The sequence below is a fragment of the Pseudoalteromonas lipolytica genome, assembly GCF_003515105.1.
In the GTDB taxonomy this organism is placed as follows: domain Bacteria; phylum Pseudomonadota; class Gammaproteobacteria; order Enterobacterales; family Alteromonadaceae; genus Pseudoalteromonas; species Pseudoalteromonas lipolytica.
In genome coordinates, this window is record NZ_CP032090.1 from 1,660,608 (window position 1) to 1,674,164 (window position 13,557).

The following is a 13,557-nucleotide window of genomic DNA, read 5'->3' on the forward strand; positions in this document are numbered from 1 at the left end:
CCAGGAATGGCCATATATATCTATATTTTGTGAATAGATGACCAAATAGCTGAAAAGCTTAAAATGATTTCATCGAAAAGGCTGTTTATTAGCTGTAAAAGAGTTAGAATTTACCTGACTCCACGCTAATAAATGGCTGTACAAATATTCTACTAATCAATAAGTAGTATAGATTAAGGAACATACAATGACACGAAATGAAGGGCAAGCCTCGGTTATCTTAGATAATGTCTGTAAGCTGATCCAGAAAAAAGTTCACGCTGATAATGTGTTACTCGTTGAGAAATTCGCCAAAGCCTTGTACAGCAATATGTCTAAAGAGGATTTGGCACATCGCAACGATAGTGACTTATATGGCGCTGCACTAAGCCTATGGAACTCGCTAGAAAAAAATAATTCTGATGACGCGGTTGTCCGTGTCTTCAATCCTGAAGTAGCAAAAGATGGCTGGCAGTCATCGCACACAATTGTAGAAATTATCGCTAAAGATATGCCTTTCTTAGTTGATTCTGTGCGCATGGCCATGACCCGCGAAAACATCGCTTCTCACTTGCTACTTCACTCTCCGCTTAAAATTCAACGTGATAAAAACGCAAAAATCACGGGTATTTCTAGCTTAAAAGCAGAGCAAGAATCAACGTCTACAAAAACGGTATTCTTTATCGAAATTGATCGTCAAACAGACGCAAAAGTGATTGAATCGTTTAAGAAAGAGCTTGAATCTGTGCTTGTTGATGTTTCTGTTGCTGTAGAAGATTGGCAGCCAATTCGTGAAAAACTAATTGCTGTAACGAAAGACTTACCGAAGCGTCACCATAATAATAAAGAAAGTGAAGTTTCTGAAACGGTTGAGTTTTTAGACTGGTTAGCGAAAGATAATTTCACTCTAATGGGATACCGTGAATACGAGCTTTCGCCAGTTCAAGGCGACTATCAGTTAAAAGGTAAAAAAGGCACTAGCTTAGGTTTGATGAAAAACTCAGACGAAGAGCACAGCCGTCTTTTATCTGAGTTACCTGAAGTGGCGCGTCAAGAAGCGCGTAGCAATAACTTACTCATCTTAACAAAGACGAACTCAGTGTCTCGCGTTCATCGTCCTGCGTACATCGATTATGTAGGCATTAAACGTTTCGATGACAAAGGTAACGTGGTTGGTGAAGACCGTTTTATCGGTTTATTCTCATCAAGTTTTTATAACAACAGCGCCGCTGATGTGCCAGTACTAAAAAGTAAAATCAACCGCATTATGGAAATGTGTGATTTTGCGAAAGGTACGCATGCATACAAAGCCGTGTTAAATATTTTAGAAACGTACCCGCGTGATGAGCTTGTACAAGCACGTGAAACCGAGCTGCTAGAAGTTGCCATGGGCGTGTTACAAGTACAAGAGCGTGATATGTGTCGCATTTTTGTTCGTAAAGACGCATACGGTCGTTTCTTCTCGTGTATGGTTTATGTACCACGCGAGCGTTACAACACCGCACTTCGCCGTGAAACACAAAGTATTTTAGCGAATGCATTTAATTCTGACGAAAAAGTCGAATTTACTACTTTCTTCTCTGAGTCGACATTAGCCCGTACACACTACACGGTGCGTGTGACTGACAATAATATTGAATATAACGTGAAAGACATCGAAAATAACCTAATTGAAGCGGCCCGTACTTGGGAAGATAGATTACAATCTGCATTACTTGAAAGTGCAGGTGAAGCACGCGGTAAAGAATTAAACCGTAAATATGCGCAAGCTTTTGCAAGTGCGTATAAAGATCAAGTTCTTCCAAGCGCTGCAGTTGTTGATATTGAAAAGCTTGAGCTTCTTAGCGACGAAAACAAATTAGAAATGTTGTTCTACCGTCCGCAAGAAGAAGCGAATACCAATGTTGTACGCTTAAGCTTGTTCCATAAGGATGAGCCTATTCATTTATCTGACGTCATGCCAATGTTAGAAAACTTTGGACTTCGCGTTGTAGGTGAAACGCCTTACTCAGTAAAAACAACTGATGGTAACGTTAATTGGATCATGGACTTCACCATGCTAATTGACAACAAGGGTATCGCTGACTTTGATAAAGTGTCAGCTCGATTCCGTGCTGCATTAACAAATGTTTGGAACAATCGTTTAGAAAACGACGGCTTCAACCGTTTAGTATTAATGGGTGGCTTAACAGGCCGTGAAGCATCAATTTTACGTGCTTACGCGAAATATATGCGTCAAATTGGTGTAACGTTCTCGCAAACTTACATTGAAAGTACTTTTGCTAATTACCCGCATATTGCATCGCAAATCGTTAATTTATTTACTAAGAAGTTCTCTGTTAAGAACCCTGGTAGCGAAAAGACGCTAGAGAAACTAATTAGTCAAATTTACCTTGAGCTTGAAAACGTTGCTAACCTAGATGATGACCGTATCATTCGTTTATACGTTGATATGATTAACGCGACACTGAGAACTAACTTCTTCCAAAAAGAAGCTGATGGCCAATTTAAGTCATATGTATCGTTCAAAGTACAGCCTTCTATGATCCCTGAAATGCCACTACCGCTTCCAGCGTTCGAGATTTTCGTTTACTCGCCGCGTGTTGAAGGTGTGCATTTACGCGGTGGCAAAGTTGCGCGTGGTGGTCTGCGCTGGTCAGACCGTCGTGAAGATTTCCGTACTGAAGTATTGGGTCTTGTTAAAGCACAACAAGTTAAGAATACAGTTATTGTGCCAGTAGGCTCGAAAGGTGGTTTCGTTTGTAAGCAACTTCCAACAGACCGTGAAGCATTCTTTAAAGAAGGCCAAGAGTGCTACAAAATCTTTATCCGTGGTTTATTAGACATTACAGATAACATTGAGCGTGGCGAAATTGTTCCGCCTGTTGATGTTGTCCGTCATGATGAAGACGACCCATATCTTGTTGTTGCTGCCGATAAAGGTACTGCTACATTCTCTGATATTGCAAATGGCATTGCTAACGAGTATAACTTCTGGCTAGGTGATGCTTTCGCATCAGGTGGTTCAGTGGGTTATGACCATAAGAAAATGGGTATCACTGCAAAAGGTGCGTGGGAATCTGTTAAACGTCATTTCCGCGAAATGGATATCGACTGTCAAACAACAGATTTCACTGTGGTGGCCATAGGTGACATGGCGGGTGACGTATTTGGTAATGGTATGTTGCTTTCTAAGCACATTCGACTGCAAGTGGCGTTTAACCACATGCACATCTTTGTTGATCCTAACCCTGATGCAGCGGCGTCATATCCAGAACGTGAGCGTTTATTCAATCTACCACGTTCTTCGTGGGAAGATTACAATAAAGATCTTATTTCACAAGGGGGTGGCGTTTTCTCTCGTGCCGCTAAATCAATTAGCTTAAGCCCTGAAATGAAGAAAATGCTTGGCACCAAGAAAGCGAGCATGACACCTAATGAGTTAATCAAAGCTGCCTTAATGATGGAGTTTGATTTACTGTGGAATGGTGGTATCGGTACTTACATTAAGAACTCTAAAGAAACAGATGCAGATGTGGGCGACCGCGCGAATGATGCATTACGTATTAATGGTGCTGAACTTGGTGCGAAAATCTTAGGTGAGGGTGGTAACTTAGGTGCGACGCAACTGGGTCGTATCGAATTTGCTGCCAAAGGTGGCCGTGTAAATACTGACTTTATTGATAACGTGGGCGGTGTTGCCTGTTCGGATAACGAAGTTAACATCAAAATCTTATTAAATGGTTTAGTGGCTGAAGGTGACTTAACACGTAAACAACGTGATGAGTTACTGTATTCAATGACCGATGAAGTGTCACAACTAGTCATTAAAGATTGTTACCGTCAAACGCATACACTGTCTATTACTCAGTCTAAAGGTACGTCAACACTTAAAGAAAAAGTACGCTTTATTCATGCACTTGAAAAAGATGGCAAGTTAAATCGTGCGATTGAGTTCATCCCAACAGATGAAGAATTAGCTGAGCGCGCAGCCGCAGGTAAAGACTTAACTCGTCCTGAACTGTCTGTGCTTGTTTCATACGCGAAAATGGTTCTTAAAGAGTCTCTTGTTGTTGAAGAGATCACAGAAAACCCTTATTACCGTCAGTTGTTAGTTAATTCATTCCCAGTGCCACTTCGCGAGAAGTTTAACGACGCAATGGATAACCACCCACTTCGTAAAGAGATTATTGCAACTAAACTTGCCAATAATATCGTAAACGATATGGGCCTTAACTTCATGGTTCGTATGAATGAAGAAACCGGTGCAAACGAAGCTGAAATAGCACTGTGTTATTCAATCGCTAAAGAAGTGTTCCAGATGACAGATACGTGGTCATCAATTGTGGCGCTTGATAATAAGATACCAGCGGCAGTTCAGACAGAAATGCTGTATCAATTACGCCGTACTGTACGTCGTGCAACACGTTGGTTCTTACGTCACCGTAATAAAGCACAAACGATTGAACAAGCAATTGAGTTCTTCTCACCCACATTCGCCGATTTAAGCGAAAACTTAAACAGCTACATGGTTGAGAAAGAAAGCGAACGCTTAGTTAAAGCAGCAGATAAATTGATTGATAACAATGTGCCAAAAGCACTGGCTACGCGCATTGTCTCACTTTCAAGCTTATTCTCTGTAATGGACTTAGCTGAAATTGCTAATAACTCAAATTGCAGTATCGACATGGTGTCTAACACTTACTTCAAGCTGGGTGCGCGTATGGGATTACATTGGTTCTTAGACCAAATTACGAATCAACCTGTTGCAAACCATTGGCAAGCACTTGCTCGTGCATCATACCGAGAAGAGCTTGACTGGCAACAACGCACATTGTCAGCGGTTGTGTTAAATAGCTTTGTTGGTGACAACAAAGATGTAGACGCACAAATTGACGAGTGGATGGATAATCAAGAGTTGTTATTACAACGTTGGAAACAGATGTTATCTGAGTTTAAGACATCGCAAAGCCATGATTTTGCGAAGTTCTCAGTGGCACTTCGTGAACTAATGTTGCTAAGCCACAACTGTGACACTTCCAAATAAATGAAAAGTCGTTAAAATACATACCCCAGCTCGCTGGGGTATTTTTTTGCCCTTAATTTGCAATGTACCGTTTTAATAAAGCTACACTGTTTATTTTACCTAAGGAACAAACCATGTTTTATGATCTAGCTCGCCGTTTTATGTTTACCCGTGATGCGGAGTGGGCTCATGAATTTGCACTTAATAATTTACGTCGATTTGCGCATACTCCATTGAGTGCAGCATGGTCACAAACAGTCCCTAATAAACCTGTTAATTTTCTTGGCTTAGAATTCAAAAATCCGGTGGGTCTTGCAGCTGGGCTAGATAAAAATGCCGAGTGTATTGATGCTTTTTCACAAATGGGATTTGGTTTTGTTGAAGTCGGTACAGTGACACCTCGTCCACAAGCCGGTAATGACAAACCACGTATTTTCCGCTTACCTCAATCAAATGCGATCATTAATCGTATGGGCTTTAATAATAAAGGAGTCGATAACCTTGTTAATAATGTTAAAGCTGCAAAGTATGATGGCATTCTAGGTATCAATATTGGCAAAAATAAAGACACACCTAACGAGCAGGGTAAAGACGACTATATCCACTGTATGCGCAAAGTATTCGAACATGCATCGTACATTACGGTCAATATCTCTTCGCCAAATACGCCAGGATTGCGTGATTTACAGTACGGTGAAGCGCTAGATGATTTATTACAAAGCCTGAAAAATGAACAGTTGGATTTGGCTGCAAAACATAATAAGCACGTGCCAATGCTTGTCAAAATAGCGCCTGATCTTGATGCAGTACAGATTTCACAAGTCAGTGACTCATTGATCAATAATAAGATCGATGGTGTTATTGCGACAAACACCACACTTGAACGTGCAGCAGTTCAAGGACAACAGTATGCAGATGAAGCTGGGGGCTTATCGGGGCAACCTGTACGTGCTCGCTCAACCCACGTCGTTAGTGAGATAAAGCGTCTAACTGAGGGTAAGTTACCTATTATTGGTGTTGGTGGAATTGATGATGCAGAATCAGCAAAAGAGAAGTTTGCTGCCGGTGCAGACCTCGTTCAAGTTTATACGGGTTTCATTTATAAAGGCCCAGAATTGGTAAAAACGATCCTAAAAGGCTTATAAGGATCAGTTATCTAAGCAATTGATCATTAATAAAATGTTCTAAAAAATCATTTTATTAATGGTCTGCTTTAGTTATACTTATGTGCTAAGTATGCAGGAATTTTTATTTTTAGTAGAGGGAGGAGTCATGTTACAAGCATCAAAGCAATGGAAATGGCTTGCTTGTTCTAAAAATAATCGTCTTTTGGTTGACCTTGACCAAAATATGCAGCTGTGCACGCCTTACAAACTTCGTCAGCTCACTGATGCTGTCTTGTGTGAACCAAATTTTAGCCTCGAAGACGCTGATTTTTACCAACAAGTCTATCAATATCTTGAGACATTCTCGCTCTGGAGCCCTGCGCAACTTTGCCAAATTGCTTTGAACGCGACTGCGGTTAAATTTCATTTAAAACCAGTGCTTGCTAAAAGTTGGTTTTTTCATGAGTACCATGGCAGTGAACCAAGTGTTGAAGCGGTTGTTAAACTTTGCTCACACGCCCAAGAAGGTGAGTTTTTAATTGTTGATCATTGCAGCGATGCGTCTGTGTGTATTAACTTAAGTGAGCACTTTCAGTTAGATGAAAATCTATCGTTGCAGCAATTTGAAGCTATCAAAGTGCTAAACAATCGTATCTTTCCTGTTTATATCCAACAAAAACAGTTTAAATCTGCTTAATATCCCTTTAAATGATGGCGTTTTTGTTCGCTAAGCTATGCTATAATCCTGCGCAATTAGCATTTAAGGGTTTTTACTTTGCAATTTATCGCACTTACTTCTATCGGAATCGAAAATTTACTTGTTGAAGAGTTAACAGAGCTTGGCGCAGAAGTCTCAAAGCAAACTGTTGGTTCTGTCCGTTTTGAAGCTGACAGCTTATTAGCACAAAAAATTTGTTTATCGAGTCGGTTTGCGACGCGAATTCTAATGTTGATAGAAGAGAAAGAAGGCGTTAAAGACAAAGACAGCCTGTATAATTTTGCACGATTGCAGCCATGGCAAGAATGGTTTGGGCCAAAACAGACATTCGCTGTTGATTTTACGGGTACGAATGATTACTTAAAAAACACGCAGTTTTCTGGTTTAGTAATAAAAGATGCAATTGTTGATTACTTTGCTGACTTGTTCGAACAGCGTCCAAATGTTGATAAATACAATGCTAATGTGCGTGTTGTTGCACGATTAAACCGTCATGGTGTGGCGTTGTATATTGATTATTCTGGTCCTCGTTTGTCTGAACGTGGATATCGTCAAGATCAAGGCAAAGCCCCCATAAAAGAACACTTAGCAGCTGCACTTGTAAAACGCAGTGGCTGGCTTGAAAATGTTCAACAACCATTATTCGATCCATGTTGTGGCTCTGGTACTATTTTGATTGAAGCGGCTAGTATGGCACGAAACGAAGCACCTGGTTTATTCCGCGAAGGCTTTGCATTTGAGCGCTTACCTAGTTTTCGAATTCAAAAGTATAAAGAATTAAAAGCAGAGTTAATGGCACAAATTACAGAACCTAAATTGTGGTTAATTGGTCATGATATTGATGCCTCTGTTATTGCAAAAGCACAAGAAAATGCTGAGCGAGCAGACCTTGCAAGCGTGATTAAGTTCAAGCAAAGTGATGCTACAAAATTGACTAGTGTTGCTAAGTTACCCGGTGTTGTGATTTCGAACTTACCTTATGGCGAGCGACTCGGCTCAATGGCTGAGCTGGTTAACTTGCATCGTAGTTTAGGTGTGGGCTTTAAAAAGCACTTTAATCATTGGAAGTTAGCTTTATTAGGCACAGATGAAAGCTTATTTAAATTATTGAAGTTAGTAAAACTCAAACGCTATAAGTTTAAAAATGGCCCATTAGATGTCGTGCTTAATCTCTATCAACTGGACGATAAACAAGTTGAATTAAGTAAAGAAGATAAACCTGCACTGAACTATGAAGGTTCAACAGCATTTGCTAACCGTTTAAAGAAAAACAAGCAGAACCTAAAAAATTGGTTAAAACAAAACGAAGTAAGTTGCTATCGTGTTTACGATGCAGATATTCCTGAATACAACGTCGCTGTTGATGTATATGATAACGCCGCGGTTATTTTCGAATACGCCGCCCCGAAAGAAATTGATGACAGTACAGCGCAAAAACGTTTGCAAGATGTCATAAGTTTAACCGCTGAGCAATTAGATATAGCCGCTGAAAATATTGCAGTAAAAGTTCGCAAAAAACAAAAAGGCGAAGAGCAATACACCAAAGTTTCAAAACAAAATCGCACCCAAGTGGTTGAAGAATTTGGCGCTAAGTTTAAAGTGAATTTGTTTGATTATTTAGATACGGGTTTATTCCTTGACCACCGCTTGGCTCGTCGCTACATTCAGCAAAATGCGAAAGATAAACGCTTTTTAAATTTATTCGCTTATACCGGTAGTGCATCTGTTCATGCTGCATTGGGTGGCGCAAAAGCGATTACCACGATTGATATGTCGAAAACCTATTTAAAATGGGCACAAGAAAACTTTGACCTGAATGGTATTAGTAATACTCGTTATCGTTTTGAACAAGCCGATTGTTTAAAGTGGTTAGAGTATGCGCAGGGCCAATATGATCTTATCTTTTTAGATCCGCCAACGTTTTCAAATTCAAAACGCATGAAAGATGCTTTTGATGTTCAACGCGACCATATTAAATTATTGACTTGGGTAAAGAAAATTCTAAGTCCAAATGGCACATTAATTTTCTCTAATAACAAACGCGGTTTCACAATTGATGAAGTGGGTCTGATGGGCTTAGGATTAAAAGCAGAAAATATTTCAGCGAATACCTTATCTCCAGACTTTAAGCGTAATAAGCAAATTCATAATAGCTGGCTAATTACTCATGGCTAAGTTTACTTTGTATCACACAGATGGTTGTCATTTGTGTGAATTGGCCGATGAATTATTAGTGGCTGCCAAGGTAAATTTTGTAGCGCACGATATTATGGACGATGAACAGTTAATCAGTGCGTATCAAACGAGTATTCCAGTTGTTAAAAAAGAAAATGGTGAAACACTATATTGGCCATTTGATGAATTACAGTTAGCAAAATTTATTGCTGATAATTAAGAATAAGAGTAGTAGTCACGATGGATTTAATCAGAATTGCCAAAGCACAGCTTGCTTACGGTACACATCCTTTACTTGATGATGCTGATGCGGTTATTGAGTCAGGTGAACGAGTGTGTATTGTAGGGCGCAATGGTGCCGGTAAATCAACGTTATTAAAAGTGTTAGATGGGCAAGTTACCCTAGATGATGGTGAGATAAACCAGTTAGGTGGTATCCGCATTTCTCGTTTAGAGCAAGATCCACCAAAAGGTGCTCAAGGTACTGTATTTGACTACGTAGCGCAGGGCATGCCAGATATAGCTCAGCTATTAATTGATTATCATCAGGTCAGTAATCAAATGCAAACGGACTGCAATGACAAGTTGCTGAATAAACTTGAACGTTTATCAAATCAACTTGAAACAGTGGATGGATGGCGGTTTGATACGCGTATTCAACTGGTTTTGTCACGTTTAGAGCTCGAACCTGAAGCTAAATTAGAGTCATTATCTGGCGGGTGGCTTCGTAAAGTTGCCTTAGCACGAGCCTTAGTAAGCGAACCCGATTTGTTATTGCTTGACGAGCCAACCAACCACTTGGATATGAACAGTGTTATTTGGCTTGAGCAATTTTTAAAAGAGTTTAAAGGTGGCATTGTTTTCATTTCTCATGACCGTGCCTTTATACGTGCTGTTGCAACGCGGATTCTTGATTTAGACCGCGGTAAACTTGTCTCTTATCCTGGGGATTATGCCACCTACTTAGAGCAAAAAGCACATGATTTAAAAGTAGAAGAAGCACAGAATGCCCTTTTTGATAAACGTTTAGCAGAAGAAGAAACGTGGATCCGTCAAGGGATCAAAGCCCGAAGAACACGTAATGAAGGACGTGTGCGTGCGTTAAAAGCGCTTCGTAAAGAACGTCAACAACGTGTTGAGCAAGTGGGTAAAACAGACTTCAATATCGAAACGTCAGAGCGCTCTGGTAAGTTAGTCTTTGAAGCGAAGCATATTGCCCACGCTTTTAAAGATAAAGTGATTGCTAAAGACTTCTCTACACTGGTCATGCGTGGTGATCGTATTGGTCTTGTCGGTCCTAACGGTATCGGTAAAACAACATTATTAAAAATTCTTTTTGGTGATTTACAACCGGATGCAGGTACCGTTAAGCAAGGTGTAAACCTTGAATTTGCTTATTTTGACCAATATCGCGAGAAATTGGATGAAGAAGCCACAGTGCAAGATAACGTAGCAGAAGGTAAACAAGAAGTGATGATGGGCGGTCGTTCACGTCATGTGTTGGGTTATTTGCAAGATTTCTTATTTCCGCCAGCTCGTGCACGCACGCCTGTTAAAGCACTGTCAGGTGGGGAGAAAAACCGTTTATTACTCGCGAAATTATTTTTAAAGCCTTCGAATATTTTGGTTCTGGATGAACCGACCAATGATTTAGATATTGAAACACTTGAGCTATTGGAAGATATTATTAACCAATACCAAGGAACTGTTTTGATTGTAAGTCACGACCGTGAGTTCATTGATAATACATGTAACTCCGTGTGGGCCTTCGAGGGTGATGGTAAAATAAGTGATATTGTGGGTGGTTACAGCGATTATGAAGCCTACACCGCATATTTAGCCGAACAGCAAAAACAACAGCAGCAACAAGTGAAACCAGAAAAGTCTGCTGGTGTGAGCAATGATAAAACGCAAAAGAAGAGCAATAAACTCTCTTACAAATTAAAACTTGAATTAGAAGAATTACCCAGTAAAGTGGAACAACTTGAAAAAGCGCTCGATGCTCAGCAACTTGTGGTTAGTGATCCGGACTTTTTTAAGCAAGATGCAGCAATTACAACAGAAGCATTGAACCATTTAGCCCAGTTAGAGTCTGAGCTTGAAGCCGCATTTGAGCGCTGGGAAGAACTCGAAGATTTAAAGAATCAGTAGTAAGGATTAAAATGAAATATAAACTACTCGCTGCCAGTATTTTAGCCACCTTAAGTACCTCAGCGATGAGCGCGACCTATAAGCTAACAGAGCTTGGTGGTTTAGATGGCGCAAAACTGAATTATGTAACAGACGTTAGCGAAAATGGTCATGTTATTGGTTTAAGTAATGGTGTTTACAGATTACCAATTGATATTTCTTATATTGATTTTGATGACAATGCTATTAAGTCTGCTTACGAAAGCGAAAAAGACAGATTTGAACTAATTGATAAAGAAATTACGTTTACACTTGATGACATTGAAAATAACGATGCCGTAAATACCAATGCCGATGCGCATACGTTTATGATTCGTTTCTTATCGAGTGATAGCCGTTCTGTGGATTCCGAGTATCAGAAATTAGCGAGTGCAATTGCCACTATTTATAAAACTGAGGGTGCAACAGAGCAAGTTATTTTTGATGAACAGTCATTGGATTATGATGGCTTAACACGTTCAACATCTAATTTTTTAAGCGCAGTTGCTGAAGACGGTGTTATGACAGGTTGGGGCAGTGCCCCATACGAAAAAACATCTTTTACACAAGCTGATGAGGACGAAGCTGAGACACATTTCTTACGTGATTTTATTAGACGGGGAGTGGTGATTTCAGCTGATGGGGTAAAAGTGCCTCTTACCCCTGAGTTTGATGAATTTGGCGGCTTTAGTGCTGCTTATGATATTGTTAAAACTGAACTTGGTTACGAAGTTGTTGGTACGGTGTCGACAGACATTCCAGAAGATCGCCAAGAAAATATCGACGACAGGTGTGATGGTGAAGATGAGCCTGTTTCAGATTGTATTGAGAATATTGAATTAGGTAGTTCTAGTAACAGATTATTTAATAGCAATAATGGAATATACAATAAACGTGCCGTTAAATGGACATTAGACAATAGTTTCAACATCACGAGTACTGAAATCTTGGGTTTAGGTCTAACCCCCAAAGACGATGAAAAGTTCGCTTTTAAAAGTGGTGCTTATGCGATTAACAAAAATGGGTTAATTGCGGGTATGTCTGATGTGCGATACAAAGACACTGACACACGTATTACTATGCCGGTTGTATTCGAAAATGATGAAGTAAAAGAGTTCATCAATCAGGAAGATGATTGGGAATCGGGCCAAGTGCTGTCGATGAATGACAATGACATTATTGTTGGCTACGCCACAAAACGCATTGATGGTAGAACAACAACTAAGTTTTATTATTATGACAAGCAAAATGACACTGTTGTATTCCCAAGCGACTATTTTGCAAGCTCAAACTCAATCGCTAATGATATAAACAATAATGGTATTGTTGTAGGTGAAGGCGAAACCGATATTTTTAACTCGTCTGCACGTCGCCGTGAAGGTTTTATGTACACCATTGGTGAAGATAAAATTGTTAACTTAAATGACTTATTACCGTGCTATGAAGCGGATGGTGAAACACGTTTTGGTTATAAAATAGCTGAAGCGAAAGCAATCAACAACAATAACGAAATTTTCGGTGTTGCGACTAAAACGGTTGAGAAAACAGATTCGTTTGGTAATGTAGTGCGTGATGTCGATGGCAACATCGAACACGAGAGTGTTACGGTAGCTGTAAAACTAACACCTATTAGTGGCAGCGTAGAGGAATGCCCGGCTGAAGAAGTTGAGCAATATGAACGCCAATCTGCAAGCTTTCCGTGGTTTGCGTTTTTACTGTTGCCATTTGCTGCAGTGCGCCGCGTGTTCAGTAAGAAATAATTAACTACGCGATAATTAACAGAAAAAACCCAGCTTAAAGCTGGGTTTTTTGTCTATACTGAAAGGTGTGTTTTTTAGTATTTTGTTGTTGCTTTATTTATGACGGTGTAGCCACGCTTTTCGCACTGAGCGCTTCCAAAGCATATCAATCGCAAAATAGCCTACAAGTGATGCCGCTGAAGCACAAATTAATGAGCCGACTAAAAAAGCGGGTCCAATCGTAGTGAGGCTATCTATAAACCATTGCCAACTTGGCTCAAAATGGAAATGTTGAGTTGGTTGAGCAAGGGCTATAGTCCCAACGATGTATGAACAATAAAAGATAGGAGGCATTGTCAACGGGTTAGTGATCCACACTGTTGCAACAGAAATAGGCAAGTTAACACGTAATGGAATTGCCAAGGCGGCAGCTAAAACCATTTGAAAAGGAACAGGGATGAAAGCAAAAAACAAACCTACCGCAAAAGCACCCCGAGCGGAGCGTCTATTTAAGTGCCATAAGTTGGCGTCATGTAATAAACGACCAAAAATTCTTAAATATTTATGATCTCTTACCTTGTTATGATCGGGTAAAAACCGTTGGATCGTTTTTTTAGCCATCTAAAGCAACCATTTACATCTATT

Annotated in this window: 8 protein-coding genes; 7 read left to right on the forward strand and 1 reads right to left on the reverse strand. The window is 40.0% G+C overall.

Translation table 11 applies throughout. The annotated features are described in order from the left end of the window. The first annotated feature begins 187 nt into the window (after nt 1–187). From D0907_RS07575 to D0907_RS07605, 7 genes are all read left to right on the forward strand, one after another. Complete coding sequence (locus D0907_RS07575) at nt 188–5,026, forward strand: NAD-glutamate dehydrogenase (protein WP_118844224.1); 4,839 nt, start codon at nt 188–190, stop codon at nt 5,024–5,026. Between the two features lie 113 nt (nt 5,027–5,139). Then, entirely contained in the window at nt 5,140–6,150 is a 1,011-nt protein-coding gene (gene pyrD, locus D0907_RS07580) for a quinone-dependent dihydroorotate dehydrogenase (RefSeq protein WP_036968683.1), read from the forward strand. Nucleotides 6,151–6,277: 127 nt separating this feature from the next. After that, nucleotides 6,278–6,808, forward strand: a complete 531-nt coding sequence (locus tag D0907_RS07585; protein WP_036968679.1) for a cell division protein ZapC domain-containing protein — start codon at nt 6,278–6,280, stop codon at nt 6,806–6,808. 78 nt (nt 6,809–6,886) lie between these two features. Continuing rightward, on the forward strand, nt 6,887–9,004 hold the full coding sequence (gene rlmKL / locus D0907_RS07590; protein WP_036968677.1) for a bifunctional 23S rRNA (guanine(2069)-N(7))-methyltransferase RlmK/23S rRNA (guanine(2445)-N(2))-methyltransferase RlmL: 2,118 nt from the start codon (nt 6,887–6,889) through the stop codon (nt 9,002–9,004). Next, nucleotides 8,997–9,224 (forward strand): glutaredoxin family protein, encoded by a 228-nt coding sequence (locus D0907_RS07595; protein ID WP_036968675.1) that lies wholly within the window; start codon nt 8,997–8,999, stop codon nt 9,222–9,224. Before rlmKL ends, D0907_RS07595 begins: the two co-directional genes overlap by 8 nt. A gap of 20 nt (nt 9,225–9,244) precedes the next feature. After that, nucleotides 9,245–11,155: an ATP-binding cassette ATPase Uup gene (gene uup / locus D0907_RS07600; protein ID WP_065979874.1), complete on the forward strand. Its 1,911-nt coding sequence runs from the start codon at nt 9,245–9,247 to the stop codon at nt 11,153–11,155. A gap of 11 nt (nt 11,156–11,166) precedes the next feature. Then, nucleotides 11,167–12,933, forward strand: a complete 1,767-nt coding sequence (locus tag D0907_RS07605) for a DUF3466 family protein (RefSeq protein ID WP_118844225.1) — start codon at nt 11,167–11,169, stop codon at nt 12,931–12,933. A gap of 93 nt (nt 12,934–13,026) precedes the next feature. On the opposite strand, the gene D0907_RS07610 is transcribed toward D0907_RS07605, so the two are convergent. After that, nucleotides 13,027–13,533, reverse strand: coding sequence for a DUF2062 domain-containing protein (locus tag D0907_RS07610; RefSeq protein ID WP_065979876.1), 507 nt, complete (start codon nt 13,531–13,533; stop codon nt 13,027–13,029). Nucleotides 13,534–13,557 lie beyond the last annotated feature (24 nt).

Coding starts and splice junctions, on each gene's coding strand:
- D0907_RS07575 (WP_118844224.1), top strand. CDS start 188: ATGACACGAAATGAAGGGCAAGCCTCGGTTATCTTAGATAATGTCTGT.
- pyrD (WP_036968683.1), top strand. CDS start 5,140: ATGTTTTATGATCTAGCTCGCCGTTTTATGTTTACCCGTGATGCGGAG.
- D0907_RS07585 (WP_036968679.1), top strand. CDS start 6,278: ATGTTACAAGCATCAAAGCAATGGAAATGGCTTGCTTGTTCTAAAAAT.
- D0907_RS07595 (WP_036968675.1), top strand. CDS start 8,997: ATGGCTAAGTTTACTTTGTATCACACAGATGGTTGTCATTTGTGTGAA.
- uup (WP_065979874.1), top strand. CDS start 9,245: ATGGATTTAATCAGAATTGCCAAAGCACAGCTTGCTTACGGTACACAT.
- D0907_RS07605 (WP_118844225.1), top strand. CDS start 11,167: ATGAAATATAAACTACTCGCTGCCAGTATTTTAGCCACCTTAAGTACC.
- D0907_RS07610 (WP_065979876.1), bottom strand. CDS start 13,533: ATGGCTAAAAAAACGATCCAACGGTTTTTACCCGATCATAACAAGGTA.